Genomic DNA, 15491 nt, shown 5'->3' on the forward strand with positions numbered 1-15491 from the left:
CACTCCACCGACCTCCGACACACCCGACACATCCGAAACACCCGACACCGTTCCACCCGCTGAAGAGCGAACCGGAGAACCCACCGAACAACCCCCGAGCCCCGTCCCCTCGGCCCCACCCGCCAGGTCCGGCACCGAGACCGCGCCAACCGCGACCACCGCGCCATCGGCGACCCCGGCCCAGGCCGCCGAACCCTCGGCCTCGCGCGCTTCACCCGGCACGGGCTGAGCCACCGCCGCGCACCACAGCGCGGCACACCGCGCCGTCAGTCTCGGGTCGTCCAGCCAGACCAGCTCTGTTCGCCATCGCCCGTGGCGGCCTCCACGACAGCGGCAGTGAACTCGGTGGTGGAGGCCGACCCACCCAGGTCACGCGTCGAGACGCCGGAGGCGATCACCCCGGCGACCCCTCGCTCGATGAGCTTCGCGGTGGCGGTGAGGACGGGGTCGCCATGGCGGGCGGCGCGCCACGCGAAGAGCATGGCGCCGGAGTGGATCATGGCGGCCGGGTTGGCGATGTTCCGCCCGGCGATATCGGGGGCGGACCCGTGCAGGCCTGGGCCATGGCGGTGTCGGCGGAGGCGTTGAGCGAGGGCGCGGTGCCGAGGGAATCACTGATCTCACCGGCGAGGTCGGAAAAGATGTCGCCGAACATGTTCTCGGTGAGGCTGACGTCGAAGTCCTGGGCCCGGCGCACCAGATGGGCGGTCATGGCGTCGATGTGGAAGTCGTCGACCACCACGTCCGGTACTCACGGGTAACTTCCTGCCACACCGTACGGAACAGGCCGGTGGTCAGCTTGAGGACGTTCGCCTTGTGGACGACGGTCAGCTTCCCGCGGCGCGAGCGCGCGAGGTCGAAGGCCACCCGGCGACCCGTCGGTGGCCTGACGGGTGACGATGCCCATCATGATCTCCGTGTCGGGGGTGGGGCATGAACTCGCCGGTGCCGGCGAAGGTGTTGCGGTCGGCGCAGAAGCCCTCGGTGTTCTCCCGGACGATGACGAGGTCGGCGCTCTCGCAGATGGCCTTGGCACCGGGAAAGCTACGGAGTCGTGCGGGCCGAGGTACCAGCCGTCCAGCCCGGCCAGCGTCCGCCTGGTCTCCCCTGGCACGGGCGTGCCGTGGGTGCCGATCGCGGTGGTCCCGAGCGGCGGGGTGACCCAGTCGACGGAATCCCCGGCGGCCCGCGCGGCAAACGTGGCGACCTCCACGGCGGAGGGAACGATCTCAGCTCCGATGCCGTCGCCTTCAAGATCACCGAGACCGTACGTCGTGCTGGGTGTCCAGCCTTCGGTCAGCAGCCAGGTCCGAAAGGCATCCGTGACCCGGTCCTCGTCGCTGGCACGCGCGAGGATCCTCCTGACTGCCACGATGTCGGCCTCCGCGTTTCGGCGCAGGCGCCCACGACTGTCCGCGTCCAGGTCGGCGGGGCGGACGACCACCAGTCGCAGCCCGCGGGCAGGGATCTCGGTGTCGCGTCGGGCGTCATACACAGCCCGCTGCTCACCTCGATGGACACCGCTGACAGTCAGCCTGTCCGGCTTGTCAAAGTGCGGCACAGGCCTGTCATGTTGCAACTCCCTGTATTCGACGACCAACTGATGTCCCGACCAGTAAGCATCGACGGGCAGTCTGGCTCGTCGGCCCTTCGTGTCGAGGTCTCCCAGAAGCCAGTCGAACTTGTGCTGGGCCAGGGCTGTCTCGCCCAGCACCTCGTTGCACAGGTCAATAACGTACGCCTCGTCGCTGTCGTCTCTCTTCCCCATGGCAGGGCATCATGGCAGGGGCCTCAGACTTCCAGCGCGCAGTCCCACAGACCGAGGAAAAGCTCGCCGTCGATCTCGGCGTGCGCCCGGAGGCCCTGCGCGGCTGGATCCGGCAGGCCGACGCCGACGAGCATGACGACCGTCTTACCACCGACGAGCGCGCCGAACTACCTGCACTACGCAAGGAGAACGCTCAGGTCAAGCGGGCGAACGAGGTCCTGCGGACGGCCTCGGCTTTTTTCGCGGCGCAGCTGTGCGCCACGAGGCGCGATGTTGATCGAAAGGTGGTGAAAGACCACTTCCGTCGGGCCGTCGTAGCGGCCTGATCGAAGCTTGGGGGCAGCCTGATCCGGGGAACGCCCGTGCGGGTGGCAAGCGGCCCCGACGACTCCGCTTACTACCGCTGGCGCCAGGCTGAGCGTGAACCGTGCGAACGGCGGCGCCGCGACGTCGAGCCGACCGAGCGGATCAAGGAGATACACGCCGAATCCGGCGGGATCTATGGCTCGCCGCGCGTGCACGCCGCGCTCAGGCGCGAGGGCGTCCACGTGGGGCGCAAGCGGGTCGAGCGGGACTTCACCGCATCGGAGCCGAACCGGCTGTGGGTCACCGCCCTCACCATGATTACCACCGGCGAGGGTCCCCTTGTGGCTCTCGGCGATCCGGGAAGCGTACTCCCGCCGGGTGGTCGCCTGGGAGACCTCCGCCCGCGCGGACGCCGACCTGGTCCTGACCACCTTCGAGTACGCGCTCGCGAGCCGGGAAGTCGAACCGGGCAGGCTGATCCACCATGCGGATCGCGGCTGTCAATTCACATCCGCAAATGTCACAACTCGACTGTTGCGAGCGGGAGTTGCAGCATCCATGGGCTCGGTCGGCCACAGTCACGACAACACTCTCGCGGAGAACCTGTGGATGATCATCAAGACGGAGTGATCCGCGGCCGCTTCGCCACTCGGGCCGAGGGCGAATCTCGCACTGTTCGAGTACATCGACGGCTTCTATGACTCCCGGCGCATCCAGAAGCGGCTCGGTTACCTCAGCCCGATCGAGTTCGAAGAGAAGCACTACGCCGGCCAGGCAACGGCCGAACGAACCTGAAACCCCGTCAACCCGCCCTGACCAGCTGATCAGCACCACCCGCACGCCGGGGGAACCTCACTCCAGCGTGGCGAGATCGGTCCGCCGCGCCAATCCTTCGCAGCCCCGGGAACGCTGGCAGCGAAGACGCCACCGTGTCCGCCCCAGACAGACATGCAGTCCGAGCCGACGGACTTCCGTCACCACGCCGCTGACGCTCGCCCGAACCGGCGTGCTGCACGCCGCGCTATATCCGGCTGACCTGGACTCCAGCACGTGCCACCCACCGGCCGACGCCGGGGGCTTTTGTCACTGAAGAGCCGCCCTTTCCCCTGCCGCTGCGGGCGGCCTGACCAGCATCCCAACACGCCTGACATCCCATCAGAACGAGCGTCACAAGCGTCATTTCAGCGTCAAGACATCGCCCGTACCACCCACACCGCGCGTAACACGCACGAGAAAAACCCCAGGTCAGGATCCCTTGGCGACCGGCTCCAGAACCGCCACGCACTCCACATGGTGCGTCATCGGAATCGTGTCAGCGTCAACGAGGGTAAGAGAACCTGCAGCTCAGGGGCGTCTCTTCGGCTCGCTGAACGGACCTTCGGGGCCCGGAGCGTCATGAGCGTCACGGCCACCGCCTGCGGTGGCCTGCCCCCTGCCGACCGATCCCAGCGCATACCTCGCGCAGCCGCTCGGCGCGATCGGCCGGCACCGCCCTCCGCAGAAGCGACGCCGCGGCGGTGGCATGGCCGAGGAGGCTCATGCCACCGCCGAGGGGATCGGGGCGGAAGCGGGTGTTCCTTCCTCCTAGGACGCCGTGACGCGGTCCGGCGTGTGTGTCCCGTTCCGGGCGGCCCGGCGCTGGCGGACCACGGCGAAGACCACCACGCCCACGGCCACCAGGGTGGACAGGACGACCTGGTCGCGGCCGCCGCCGTCGGCCGTGTCGGTGAGCATGTAGCCCAGGACGAAGGTGATGAGGCCGATGGTGGCCCAGGTCAGGTAGGGGTAGAGCCACATCCGGACGACCAGCTTCTCCGGCGACTCCCGCTCGATGATCTTGCGCATCCGCAGCTGGGAGAAGCAGATCACCAGCCAGACGAACAGGGCGATCGCACCGGAGGAGTTGAGCAGGAACTGGAAGACGGTGTCCGGCCACAGGTAGTTGAAGGCGACCGCGACGAAGCCGAAGACCACCGAGGCCAGGATGGCCGAGCGCGGGACGCCACGGTCCGTCGCCCGACCGAACGCGGCCGGGGCGTCGCTGCGGCGGCCGAGGGAGAAGGCCATGCGGGAGGCCGTGTACAGGCCGGAGTTGAGGCAGGACAGCACCGAGGTCAGCACGATGGCGTTCATGATCTGCCCGGCGTGCGGGATGCCGACGGAGCTGAGGGCGGCGACGTACGAGCCGTCCTTGAGGATGGCCGGGTCGTCCCAGCGCAACAGCGAGACCACGATCAGGATCGAGCCCAGGTAGAACACCGCGATCCGCCAGATGACGCTGTTGGTGGCCTTGGTGACGGCGGCCTGCGGGTTCGCGGTCTCACCCGCCGCCAGCGTGACGATCTCGCTGCCCATGAAGGAGAAGACGACCATCAGGACGCCGGTGAGGATCGCCCCGGGTCCGTTCGGCAGGAAGCCGCCATGCGCCGTGAGGTTGGAGAAGCCGCTCGCCGGGTGGTCCGAGCCGGGCAGCAGGCCGAAGACGGCGAGGCCGCCGACCACGATGAAGGCGGCGATCGCGACGACCTTGATGCCGGCGAACCAGAACTCGAACTCACCGTAGGAGCTCACCGAAGCCAGATTGGTGGCGGTGAGGACGAGCATGACAATCAGGGCCCAGCCCCACTGCGGGACCGCAGGTATCCAGCCGGCCAGGATCTTGGCCCCGGCGGTCGCCTCGACGGCGAGCACCACGACCCAGAAGAACCAGTACAGCCAGCCGATGGTGAAGCCGGCCCACCGGCCCAGCGCGCGGTCGGCGTAGGCGGAGAACGAGCCGGAGGTGGGGTTGGCCGCAGCCATCTCACCGAGCATGCGCATCACGAGGACGACCATGACACCGACGAGGGCGTACGAGATCAGGATGCCGGGGCCGGCGGCGGCGATGCCGGAGCCGGAGCCGACGAACAGGCCGGCGCCGATGACACCGCCGATCGCGATCATCGACAGATGGCGGCTCTTCAGTCCGGCCTGCAGGCCGGACTCGGGCTCCGCGGGAGGGCTTTTGGGGACGGTTGTGGTCATCTCGACATCCATGGAGGGAGTGCGGACCAGGGCCCCTGGAAATTAGTTCAGTACGATCTAAAAGAACAAGACTTGTTTAACTGTTCACCTTGCTCTATTTTTCGAGCAGCGCGTACGGCGGCTTCCGTCCTCCGTGACCGCCCCCGTCTCGCCCTCGTCTCGTCCCCTCGTCGTTCCCGTGTTCCGGTCCCCTGGGGAGCCCCCGTGCACCACACCGCGGCATGGTCGCGAGAACCCTCGGTGCGGATGTCGTCGCCGTGGGCCCTGCCCGCGCTCGACAGGCCGTTAGGGTGGCGTCGTGGTGAATGCAGCGGGCAAGTTCGGTCCCTACAACCAGCCGGTGCCCGCGCGGTCCGCGCCGGTCGGCGGGGCATGGGACACCCGCGTCCTGGCAGGCCGGGGCCCCACGGGAGCGGAGCTCGTCCGGTCCAGGATCGCCCTGCGGGTCCGCCTGAGGTCCGTGGCGCCGGGAGACCGGTTGCCGGACGCGGGCGTCCTCGCCGAGGAACTGGGGATCAGTGAGATCACCGTGCGCCGCGCGCTGGAGGCCATGTGCCAGGACGGCCTGCTCGACCGCCGTCGGGGCCGGGCGGGCGGGACCTTCGTCGCCGCCGACTGGGACGCGGTCGTCGCCGTGCTGCACGACGCCGACGAGGCGGCCGCGTTGGAATCCTTCCATCTGCTGCTCGAATGCGGTCTCGTGGCGCACAACACGGGCGAGGTCCCGGACGGGCGACTCGACGGACTGCGGGCACTGGCCGAGGAGATGGACCTGGTCGAGGATCCGGCCCGGCTGCTGGAGCTGGAGACCCGCTTCCACCTCGGCCTCGCGGAGGCCCTCGGTGGCGCCGGGATCCGCGAGTTCGCGGCCGACCTGCTCGGCCGACAGTGCCTGCTGGGGCCCGCGCCGGACCCCACGGTCGTACGAGCCCGCAACCGCTGCCACGCCGACCTGCTCGACGAGCTCACCCGCGGCGCGATGGACCCGGCGGTACACGCGGTGAAGGCACACCGGCACGCCGGCCTGCACTGATCCCTTCTCTTCCCTCCCCTTACTCTTCCCTCCCCTCCCTGTGTCGCACCCCGCAGAAGGAGCTGTCGCCATGCCGGACTCCGGAGCTGTCGGCCCGTCGTCGACGTCGGGCCCCGCCGACGGCGCGCCCCAGCGGCTACGCGGCGGCGTCCTCGGCATGGCGGACATCGCCGCCGCCACGATGGCCAACGTCGGCCCGGCGATGAGCTTCTTCTTCGGCTTCGCCTTCCTGACCACCACCGCGGGGGTCGCATCGCCGCTGACCATCGTGGCGGCGGGGGTGGCGGTCGCACTGCTCGGCAACACGCTGGCCGAGTTCTCCCGGGCGCACCCCTCGGCGGGCAGCTTCACCACCTTCGTCGGCCGGACGTTCGGGCCGGTCAGCGCGGTGACCACGGCCCTGCTGGCCGGACTCGGCTACATCATCGCGATGGCCTCGGTGATCGCGATCTCGGGCGGCTTCGTGCAGATCACCCTGTACCACTACACGGGCGTGGACCTGCCGTGGATCATCTGGACTCTGCTGCTGACCGGGCTTTCGGTGGTACTGATGCTGCGCGGGATCGTGGTCTCCACCAAGTGGGCCGGCTACTTCTTCGGCGTGGAGATGCTGGTACTCGTCGTGGTGTCGGTCGCGACGCTCGTCGAGCACCGTGGCGATCTCTCCGCCATCCCGTTCCAGCCCGACCACCTCACCCACGGCTTCAGAGGGCTGGCGGCCGGCTTCCCACTCGCGGTGTACCTGTTCATCGGCTGGGAGAACTCGGCCGCACTCGCCGAGGAGACGGAGAACCCACGGCGCAACGTCGGCCGCGCCGTGTTCTCCTCCGTCGCGATCATGACCGTGAGCTACATCCTCTTCTCCTACGCCACGGTGACCGGCTTCGGCTACGACGTGGAGCGGCTCGGCGCCTCCCCGATCCCCTTCATCGACGTCGCCCACCACACGCTCGGCGCGCTGGCTCTCCTCGCCTACGTCGGCGGCCTGACCTCCACCCTGGGCGTACTGATCGCGGGCATCAACTCCCAGGCACGCCTGGTGTTCAACGCCGGACGCGAGGGACTGCTGCCGTCCTTCTTCGGCTACGTCCACCCCATCCGTCGTACGCCGAACAACGCGATCGTCACCTTCGCCGTCACCGCGCTGCTGATCATCGGAGGCTGGGGCCTGGGCCATCTGCTCGGGCCCGACGGCGGTTCGATGAACCCGGTGGTCTTCTTCACTGAGTCGTCGAGCCTGGGCGCCCTTCTGATCCTGCTGGTCTATCTCGCGTCCAACATCGCGCTGCCGCTGTACTACCGCAGATACCGCCCCCAGGAGTTCCGGACCGTCCGCCACCTCGTGCTGCCCGCGATCGGCGCCCTCGCCATCCTGGTCCCGCTGTACTACCTCGCCAAGCCCGGCCAGCCCGCCCCGTACAACTGGTTCCCGTACGCGGCCCTGGCCGCCCTGCTCGCAGCCGTCGGCTACGCGACCCTCCTGGTCCGCCGTGACCCCGGCCTGGCCGAGCGGGTGGGCTCGGTCGTCGCCGACGCGGAGTGAGCCGAAGGGATCCGCCCTCGTCGGCCACGCCCTCCTCGCGGCTGGACGGGGTGCTGTTCCTGCCCGGACCGGAGCACATACAGGCTCGGCAGGTTGACGACCACGGCCTCCTGGGTGCTGCGGGCGATCACGACGACGGCCGCTTCGTCCGGGTCCGGGTTCTCCTCACGGTGCGCCACGAAAGGCGGGACGAGGACGTAGTCGCCCGGCCCGCTGCGCAACCGCACTTCTCCGGGCTCCGCCCCGCGCTCGGCGGAATCGGCGAGGAAGACGAACTCGGGGTGGCCGCTGACGACGTAGACGGCGGTCTCGGAGTCGCCGTGGTGGTGATCGGCCGAGACGGTCGCGGGCGCGACCGTGGTCTGCCCCATCCACCGGAATGCATACTCGTTCACGCTGACGAGGTTGTGCGCGACACCGGCAGACCGCGCGTAGGAAACGCCCGCGTGCATCTCGACTTCGCGTTCCCCTGCCGAGTCCTCCACACGCACCGTCCCCGTGACCAAGGGAACGACCACGTAGTCGTGTGCATGAACGTGATGCCCCGTCTCGGCGCCCGGGGCGAAGCACCACTCCGTGACGACGACTCGATCCGTATCGACCTGAACCGTCGACTGCGCTTTCACCCGTGACAACCTCAGCACCCCAGCACCCCAGCACCCCAGCAGCCACCAACTGGACCGCACTCGATGAGGGAAGGCCAGGGGCAGTACGCGTACAACAACCGTCCGCCATCTACCCGAAGCGGAACTTGCGAACCAGCTAAGCCAAGCAAGATCGACGAACGGCGGGAGCCCTTGGAACTCCTGGAAGAGGACGTGATCGGGACCAAGGCCAGCGCCCTCGCCGACCGCGAGCGCCCCGCGACCTGATCGACGTCTTCGCTGCACCGACAACGAGGCCTTCGCCGCCCACGGCCCCGATGACTCCACCATCACCGCACTGCGCGCCTGGGCCGTGGGCGAGCGTCGTGTGAGCGTCAATACCTGGGCGACACAGTGGCACCGCTGCCACCCTGGTCTCCGATACCACGCAAAACCGCAGCTCAGAACGCCGGACAAGCGGCCGGCCTTCTCAACCCGATGGCTGACCGGAAACAGATCGAACCGCCCAGCCATCGACGAAACCGCAGGTCAGGAACCCTTGGCCACGGGCTCCAGAATCGCCACGCACTCCACATGATGCGTCATCGGAAAAAGATCGAAAGCCCGAAGCGTCCGCACCCGATACCCCCCGTCCCGGAAGTACCCCAAGTCCCGCGCCAGCGCCGCCGGGTCGCAGGCCACGTACGCGATCTTCCGCGCCCCCAGCGAGACCATGTGCTCCACCGTCTTCTTGCCCGCCCCCGCGCGCGGCGGGTCCAGGACGATCAGGTCGACCTCGGAGATGCCCGTACGCGGGAGCACGGCGTCGACCTTGCCCTGTTCGATCCGCACCCGGTCGAACGCGGCGAGGTTGTGCCGCGCGTCCTCGACGGCACGCTTGCCGGACTCGATGCCGAGGACGGCACCCTTGTCGCCGACGCGGTCGGCGAGGGCGCCCGCGAAGAGCCCCACGCCGCAGTACAGATCCAGCGCCATGTCGCCCTTGCGGGGCAGCAGGCCCTGCATGACGGCCTTGACGAGGGTGTCGGCGGCCTTGGGGTGGACCTGCCAGAAGCCGCCGCTGCCGACGCGGTACGTGCGGTCGTCCGCGCGCTCACGGACGAAGGGGCGGCCGTGGACGCGGTGCACGCCCCCGTCCTTCTCCTCGACCCGCATCACCGACACCGGCTTGTCCAGCTCCACGATCGGCAGACGCGCACCCGGCCGGGGTTCGAGGATGACCTGACGGTCCTGCGAACCCGTCGCGGCGATCGCGTCGATCGACGCCATGCCCGTCCAGTCACGCTTCTCGATGCCCAGCTCGCTCACCCCGGGCGCCGCGATCATGCAGTGGTCGATCGGCTCGACCTCGTGCGAGCGGTGCTTGCGCAGTCCGGCCCGGCCCTCGGCGTCCACCGCGTACTGCACTCGCGTACGCCACGCCGGAACCTCGCCCGCCGGAACCTTGTCGCCCTCGGCCGGCATGACCGTGCCGTCCCAGCCCGCCTCCTCGGGCGTGAGGCCCGCGAGTCGCTGCAGCTGCTCGGCGATGACCTCGCCCTTGAAGCGACGCTGGGCGCCCGGCTTGGCGTGCTGCCAGTCGCAGCCGCCGCAGCGGCCGGGGCCCGCGTAGGGGCAGGGGGCCTCGACGCGGTCCTTGGAGGCCGACAGGACCGAGACGGCGTCCGCCCGCAGGAAGCGCGCCCCCTCCTCGCCGTCGGTCACCCGCGCCACGACCCGCTCGCCGGGCAGCGTGTGCCGTACGAAGAGGACCTGACCGTCGGAGGTACGCGCGACGCAGTGGCCACCGTGGGCGACGGGGCCGACCTCGACCTCGTATTCCTCTCCCACCAGCGATTTCTTCGGTTCTGCCTGCATGGTGGGGTGACTCCAGAAGATGAGGAACGCGACAACGGCCGGACAACAGCCCACCAGTCTACGTGGGTGCCGTCCGACCGTTGACCACGAACGTCAGCTCATGGCGAGCGTCAGCTCTGGTCGGCCGATGACTCGCTCGACGACTTGGTCGACGTCTTGGCCGACGTCTTGGCCGATGCCTTGGTCGACGACTCCTTCGGCCGCTCGTGCGCCGGCCCACGCCGCACCGACCCCGGCGCGCTCCATTCCTGCCGCTTGCGCGCCCGTCGTTTGGCGACCTCGGAGGACTCCAGCTGGTACGGCACGGAGGTCACCATGACGCCCGGCGTGAAGAGCAGCCGGCCCTTGAGCCGGAGTGCGCTCTGGTTGTGCAGCAGGTGCTCGTACCAGTGGCCGACCACGTACTCGGGGATGATCACCGACACCGCGTCGCGCGGGGACTCCTTGCGCAGCCCCTTGACGTACTCGATGACCGGCCGGGTGACCTCGCGGTACGGCGAGTCGAGGACCTTCAGCGGTACGTCGATGCCGCGCCGGGTCCACTCCTCCTGGAGGGCCTTGGTCTCGGCCGGGTCGACGTTGACGCTGAGCGCCTCCAGGGTGTGGGAGCGCATCAGCTTGGCGTAGGCGAGGGCGCGCAGGGTGGGGCGGTGGATCCTGGAGATCAGCACCACGGAGTGGACCCTCGACGGCCGTACGACGTCGTCGCTCGGGCCGTCCGGCGCGGCGATCTCCGCGGCGACCCGGTCGTAGTGCTTACGGATGGCCGTCATCGTCGCGTAGAAGATCACCATGCCGAGCAGGGCGACCCAGGCACCGTGCGTGAACTTGGTGCCGAGGACGACGATCAGGACCAGTCCGGTGAAGAACGCGCCGAAGGTGTTGATCGCGCGGGAGCGGACCATGTGGCGGCGCTTGGCCGGGTCCTTCTCGGTGCGCAGATGGCGGTTCCAGTGCCGGACCATGCCCGTCTGGCTGAGCGTGAAGGAGACGAACACCCCGACGATGTACAGCTGGATCAGGCGCGTGGAGTCGGCGCCGTAGATCCACACCAGGAGCACGGCGGCGCCCGCGAGCAGCACGATGCCGTTGGAGAAGGCGAGACGGTCGCCGCGGGTGTGCAGCTGACGCGGGAGGTAGCGGTCCTGGGCGAGGATCGAGCCGAGCAGCGGGAAGCCGTTGTAGGCGGTGTTGGCGGCCAGGAACAGCACGAGGGCGGTGGCGGCGGCCAGCACGACGAAGAAGAACGTGCCGTCACCGAAGACGGCTGCGGCGACCTGGGAGATCACCGGGTTCTGGACGTAGGAGTCGCCGACCGGGGTGCCGTCGCGGAGCAGGTCGGCCGCCGGGTTCTCCGCCATCCGCACCTTGGTGACCATGGCGAGGCCGATGATGCCGCAGAACATGGTGACGGCGAGCAGGCCCATCGCGGCGAGCGTGGTGGCCGCGTTCTTCGACTTGGGCTTGCGGAAGGCGGGGACGCCGTTGGAGATGGCCTCGACACCGGTGAGGGCGGCACAGCCGGAGGAGAAGGCCCGCAGCAGCAGGAAGACCAGCGCGAAGCCGGCGAGGCCCTGGTGCTCGGGCTTGATCTCCAGGCCGGCGGTGGGCGCCCGCATCGTGTCGTCGAGGACGAGGCCGCGGTAGGCACCCCAGGCGATCATCACGAAGACGCCGACGACGAAGACGTACGTCGGGATCGCGAAGAGCTTCCCGGACTCCTTCACGCCGCGCAGGTTCATCACCGTGAGCAGCACGATGATGCCGATCGCGCACAGCACCTTGTGCTCGACGAAGAAGGGGACGGCCGAACCGAGGTTCTCCACGCCGGAGGAGATCGACACGGCGACGGTGAGGACGTAGTCGACGAGGAGCGCGCTGGCGACGGTGAGACCGGCCTTGGGGCCGAGGTTGGTGTTCGCCACCTCATAGTCGCCGCCACCGCTCGGATACGCGTGCACGTTCTGCCGGTAGGACGCCACCACGGTGAACATCAGCACGACGACCGCGACGGCGATCCAGGGGCTGAAGTGGTAGGCCGACACGCCCGCGATGGAGAGAACCAGCAGCACCTCTCCGGGTGCGTACGCCACGGACGAGAGCGGGTCGGAGGCGAAGACGGGGAGAGCGATGCGCTTCGGCAGGAGCGTTTCGCCCAGCCGGTCGCTGCGCAGGGCGCGCCCGATCAGGATCCGTTTGGGCACGTCGGTCAGTTTGGACACGCAGAGGATCGTAAGCGCCCCGACTGGTTCTGGGCACATCCGGGTGAAATCCCGGCGGGCCCCGGGGTGAAATCCGTCCGGCGGCGACTGCGAAGTGCGTCACGTCACGCATCCTCCAGTCATACGGACGGCGTCCTCACGTCCATATGACGAACCCCGTGACGTTCTCGTCCACCTCACCCTCCTCACCCTCTGGAGACCCCATGCAGGCCGCGACCGCGGAGCTGATCGGCGCTCTCGCCTCCCTCGTCGGGCTCGGCGTCCTGACAGGGATCAGCGTCCGCCGGATCAGCCGACGTCGTCCCACGATGTGACCCGAGTCTGCACGGGGGTGCCCCCGGTGGACCGCACGTGTGTAGCTTGGGCGACGGTCTGAGACCCTGTTTTCGACGTTTCGGCTGAACAGTAGCTATTGACACCGGAAGGACGGTCGTGCACATCGTCATCATGGGCTGCGGGCGAGTGGGTTCCACCCTCGCCCAGACCCTGGAGCAACAGGGGCACACGGTCGCCGTGATCGACCAGGACCCCACGGCCTTCCGTCGTCTGGGCTCGGGATTCGGCGGCCGGCGCGTCACCGGGGTCGGCTTCGACCGCGACACCCTGCGTGAGGCGGGCATCGAGGAGGCGGGGGCGTTCGCCGCCGTCTCCAGCGGTGACAACTCGAACATCATCGCCGCCCGCGTCGCCCGCGAGATGTTCGGCATCGAGAACGTGGCGGCGAGGATCTACGACCCCCGCCGCGCCGAGGTGTACCAGCGTCTGGGCATCCCGACGGTCGCCACGGTCCGCTGGACCGCCGACCAGATGCTCCGCCGGCTGCTGCCCTCCGGGGCGGAGCCGCTGTGGCGCGACCCCACGGGCGGTGTCCAGCTCGCCGAGGTGCACGCCTCGTCTGCCTGGGTGGGTCACAAGATCAGCAAGATGCAGGAGGAGACCGGCGTCCGCGTCGCGTTCCTCACCCGCCTGGGCGAGGCGATCCTGCCCTCCTCGCAGACGGTGCTGCAGGAGGGCGACCTCGTGCACGTGATGATGCGGACGGACGACGTGGAGAAGGTCGAGGCGACCTTCGCCGAGGGCCCCGACGAGGATGGCGGTCACTGATGAGGGTCGCCATTGCCGGAGCCGGAGCGGTGGGCCGCTCGATCGCGGGCGAACTGCTGGAGAACGGCCACGAGGTCCTTCTCGTCGACAAGGCGCCGACCGCCATCTCGGTCGAGCGCGTCCCCCAGGCGGAGTGGCTGCTGGCCGACGCCTGCGAGATCACGTCCCTGGACGAGGCGGCGCTCCAGCGCTGCAACGTCGTCATCGCCGCGACCGGCGACGACAAGGTCAATCTGGTCGTCTCGCTGCTGGCGAAGACGGAGTACGGCGTTCCGCGCGTCGTCGCCCGCGTCAACAACCCCAAGAACGAGTGGCTGTTCAACGAGTCCTGGGGCGTGGACGTGGCCGTGTCGACCCCCCGGCTGATGTCGGCCCTGGTCGAGGAGGCCGTCAGCGTCGGTGACCTGGTCCGGCTCCTCCGCTTCAGCCACGGCGACGCGAACCTGGTCGAGCTGACCCTGCCGCCCGAGTCGGCCCTGGCCGGCACTCAGGTGGGCGAGGTCGAGTGGCCGGAGGACACCTCCCTGGTCACGATCATCCGCGGCACCCGGGTCCTCACCCCCACCCCGGACGACTCTCTGGAGGCGGGCGACGAGCTGCTCTTCGTGGCCGCCCAGGCCCGCGAGGAACAGCTGGAGGATCTCCTGTCGGTCCGCCGCGAGGACGCGACGAGCTAGCGGGGTCCGATACGAGCTCGGGGCGCCGGAGATCTCCGGCGCCCCAAGTCTTCGTCAACCGTCCAGCCCGGTCCAGGCACCACGGCCCCGTCCGGCGTCAAGGCGCGCGGCCGTTCAGGCCGACAGCGGGGGTCTGGGGGCGGCAGCCTGCGGCGAGGCCCGCACCGACGACGGGTGCCTAATCCGCCGCCCGCGCCGCGGCCTTACGCTCCTCCGCCGCGCGCTCTTCCGCCTCCATCTCGGCGAACACGTCGATCGGGGCCGGCGCCTTCGCCAGGAAGATCCAGGTCAGCCAGACCGCGAGCAGGAACGGCGGGATCTTCAGGGCGATGAGGACCCAGCCCAGCTGGGTGGTGTCGGCCCACCAGTACAGCGGGAAGAGGATCGCGCACTTGGCGAGCAGGATCGCACCCCAGGCGTAACTCGCCTTCGCGTACGCCTTCTTGCGGCCGGGGTTCCGCTTCCGCCAGGACAGGTTCTCCTTGAAGACGGGGCCGAGCATCAGGCCGATCAGCGGCACGCCCGCCAGCGTCGTGATGATGTAGGCGAGCCCGAGGCCCAGCGTGTACAGCATGCCCGGCAGATAGAAGTCCTTGGCGTTGCCGGTCATCATCGCGAAGACCACACCGAAGGCGACCCCGAAGACACCACTGAAGGCGTGCTTGACGGTGTCCTTCATGACGAGCCGCACCACAACCAGCAGGACGGAGACACCGAGGGCCGCGAGGGCCGCGGCGTGCAGGTCCTTGTTGATCGTGAAGATGGAGACGAAGAGCAGGCCAGGGAGCACGGTCTCGACCATGCCGCGTACGCCACCGAACGCCTCGAACAGCGCCGCCTCCGTCACCGCCCTGGAGTCCTGCGAGCCGTCCTGTCCGCCCTGTGCGTCCTGGACGCCGCGCTGGGCGTCTTCCGTCGGCTTGTCGAGCGACGTCACCGGCTACTCCCGTCCGAGGGGTCTGAGTTCGTACTTCGGGTTGAACAGCACCCTACGGCCCCGGCTCATCGAGACCCGGCCGGATGCGATCAGCTTGCGCCCCGGCTCTATACCGACGATGGAGCGTCTGCCCAGCCACACCACGTCCAGCGCGGCCGAACCGTCGAACAGCTCGGCCTCCAGGGCCGGGACACCGGCCCGGGGGCGCAGCGTGACCGTGCGCAAGGTACCAGTAACCGTCACTATCTGTCGGTCGTGGCAGTCACATATGCGTGTGCAGCCCGCGGTGTCCGCGTCCTCGCGCAGCTCCTCCGACTCCAGGTCCGTCTGGGACGAGGAGAGCCGGTCGAGCATGCGCCGGAACCGGCCCGCCGGCTTCTCGGAACGAGGAACAGCACTCATGACAAAAGCGTAC

The 15491-nt window shown here is 69.1% G+C and carries 12 protein-coding genes and 3 pseudogenes; 7 read left to right on the forward strand and 8 right to left on the reverse strand.

Going from position 1 to position 15491, the window contains the following annotated elements:
• Positions 1 to 266: 266 nt before the first annotated feature.
• Positions 267 to 867: pseudogene (locus AWZ10_RS55695) on the reverse strand (isocitrate/isopropylmalate family dehydrogenase).
• Positions 752 to 1768: a hypothetical protein gene (locus tag AWZ10_RS55700; RefSeq protein ID WP_319069691.1), complete on the reverse strand. Its 1017-nt coding sequence runs from the start codon at positions 1766 to 1768 to the stop codon at positions 752 to 754. Before AWZ10_RS55700 ends, AWZ10_RS55695 begins: the two are co-directional and overlap by 116 nt.
• An 11-nt stretch (positions 1769 to 1779) precedes the next feature.
• On the opposite strand from AWZ10_RS55700, the gene AWZ10_RS51375 reads away from it, so the two are divergent.
• The 3 genes and pseudogenes from AWZ10_RS51375 to AWZ10_RS49940 all read left to right on the forward strand — a co-directional run bounded on the left by AWZ10_RS51375 (position 1780) and on the right by AWZ10_RS49940 (position 2704).
• A complete protein-coding gene (locus tag AWZ10_RS51375; RefSeq protein ID WP_159058213.1) occupies positions 1780 to 2094 on the forward strand; it encodes a transposase in 315 nt (104 codons plus the stop codon).
• A gap of 42 nt (positions 2095 to 2136) precedes the next feature.
• Positions 2137 to 2328: pseudogene (locus AWZ10_RS55705) on the forward strand (IS3 family transposase); the annotation flags it as partial.
• Between the two features lie 85 nt (positions 2329 to 2413).
• A complete protein-coding gene (locus tag AWZ10_RS49940; protein WP_107417381.1) occupies positions 2414 to 2704 on the forward strand; it encodes a DDE-type integrase/transposase/recombinase in 291 nt (96 codons plus the stop codon).
• Positions 2705 to 3658: 954 nt separating this feature from the next.
• Here the strand turns inward: AWZ10_RS49940 and AWZ10_RS04885 are convergent.
• Entirely contained in the window at positions 3659 to 5098 is a 1440-nt protein-coding gene (locus tag AWZ10_RS04885; protein WP_060890543.1) for an amino acid permease, read from the reverse strand.
• A gap of 298 nt (positions 5099 to 5396) precedes the next feature.
• On the opposite strand from AWZ10_RS04885, the gene AWZ10_RS04890 reads away from it, so the two are divergent.
• Both AWZ10_RS04890 and AWZ10_RS04895 read left to right on the forward strand, forming a co-directional pair.
• Positions 5397 to 6131 carry a FadR/GntR family transcriptional regulator gene (locus tag AWZ10_RS04890; protein ID WP_060890536.1) on the forward strand — a complete coding sequence of 245 codons (735 nt, stop codon included), beginning with the start codon at positions 5397 to 5399 and terminating at the stop codon, positions 6129 to 6131.
• A 70-nt stretch (positions 6132 to 6201) separates the two neighbouring features.
• On the forward strand, positions 6202 to 7674 hold the full coding sequence (locus tag AWZ10_RS04895) for an APC family permease (protein WP_060890537.1): 1473 nt from the start codon (positions 6202 to 6204) through the stop codon (positions 7672 to 7674).
• A gap of 62 nt (positions 7675 to 7736) precedes the next feature.
• On the opposite strand, the pseudogene AWZ10_RS47235 reads toward AWZ10_RS04895, so the two are convergent.
• The 3 genes and pseudogenes from AWZ10_RS47235 to AWZ10_RS04910 all read right to left on the reverse strand — a co-directional run.
• Positions 7737 to 8192: pseudogene (locus tag AWZ10_RS47235) on the reverse strand (cupin domain-containing protein); the annotation flags it as partial.
• Between the two features lie 615 nt (positions 8193 to 8807).
• On the reverse strand, positions 8808 to 10136 hold the full coding sequence (locus AWZ10_RS04905) for a class I SAM-dependent RNA methyltransferase (protein WP_060890538.1): 1329 nt from the start codon (positions 10134 to 10136) through the stop codon (positions 8808 to 8810).
• A gap of 110 nt (positions 10137 to 10246) precedes the next feature.
• A complete protein-coding gene (locus AWZ10_RS04910) occupies positions 10247 to 12358 on the reverse strand; it encodes an APC family permease (RefSeq protein WP_060890539.1) in 2112 nt (703 codons plus the stop codon).
• A gap of 432 nt (positions 12359 to 12790) precedes the next feature.
• Between AWZ10_RS04910 and AWZ10_RS04915 the strand changes: the two genes are divergently transcribed.
• Together AWZ10_RS04915 and AWZ10_RS04920 are read left to right on the forward strand one after the other, a co-directional pair.
• On the forward strand, positions 12791 to 13462 hold the full coding sequence (locus AWZ10_RS04915; RefSeq protein WP_046702684.1) for a potassium channel family protein: 672 nt from the start codon (positions 12791 to 12793) through the stop codon (positions 13460 to 13462).
• The gene (locus AWZ10_RS04920; protein ID WP_037700769.1) at positions 13462 to 14139 is read left to right on the forward strand and encodes a potassium channel family protein; all 678 of its coding nucleotides are present in this window, start codon (positions 13462 to 13464) and stop codon (positions 14137 to 14139) included. Before AWZ10_RS04915 ends, AWZ10_RS04920 begins: the two co-directional genes overlap by 1 nt.
• A gap of 178 nt (positions 14140 to 14317) precedes the next feature.
• Here AWZ10_RS04920 and AWZ10_RS04925 read toward each other — a convergent pair whose 3' ends face one another.
• Positions 14318 to 15076: a DUF3159 domain-containing protein gene (locus AWZ10_RS04925; protein ID WP_046702683.1), complete on the reverse strand. Its 759-nt coding sequence runs from the start codon at positions 15074 to 15076 to the stop codon at positions 14318 to 14320.
• 3 nt (positions 15077 to 15079) lie between these two features.
• Complete coding sequence (locus AWZ10_RS04930) at positions 15080 to 15478, reverse strand: OB-fold nucleic acid binding domain-containing protein (protein WP_005481623.1); 399 nt, start codon at positions 15476 to 15478, stop codon at positions 15080 to 15082.
• Positions 15479 to 15491 lie beyond the last annotated feature (13 nt).

The sequence above is a fragment of the Streptomyces europaeiscabiei genome, assembly GCF_001550375.1.
GTDB classification, from domain to species: domain Bacteria; phylum Actinomycetota; class Actinomycetes; order Streptomycetales; family Streptomycetaceae; genus Streptomyces; species Streptomyces europaeiscabiei.

Excerpts from the sequence above, each read along its gene's own strand:
- AWZ10_RS04885 (WP_060890543.1), bottom strand. The coding sequence starts at position 5,098 with ATGACCACAACCGTCCCCAAAAGCCCTCCCGCGGAGCCCGAGTCCGGC.
- AWZ10_RS51375 (WP_159058213.1), top strand. The coding sequence starts at position 1,780 with ATGGCAGGGGCCTCAGACTTCCAGCGCGCAGTCCCACAGACCGAGGAA.
- AWZ10_RS55700 (WP_319069691.1), bottom strand. The coding sequence starts at position 1,768 with ATGGGGAAGAGAGACGACAGCGACGAGGCGTACGTTATTGACCTGTGC.
- AWZ10_RS04895 (WP_060890537.1), top strand. The coding sequence starts at position 6,202 with ATGCCGGACTCCGGAGCTGTCGGCCCGTCGTCGACGTCGGGCCCCGCC.
- AWZ10_RS04930 (WP_005481623.1), bottom strand. The coding sequence starts at position 15,478 with ATGAGTGCTGTTCCTCGTTCCGAGAAGCCGGCGGGCCGGTTCCGGCGC.
- AWZ10_RS04920 (WP_037700769.1), top strand. The coding sequence starts at position 13,462 with ATGAGGGTCGCCATTGCCGGAGCCGGAGCGGTGGGCCGCTCGATCGCG.
- AWZ10_RS04905 (WP_060890538.1), bottom strand. The coding sequence starts at position 10,136 with ATGCAGGCAGAACCGAAGAAATCGCTGGTGGGAGAGGAATACGAGGTC.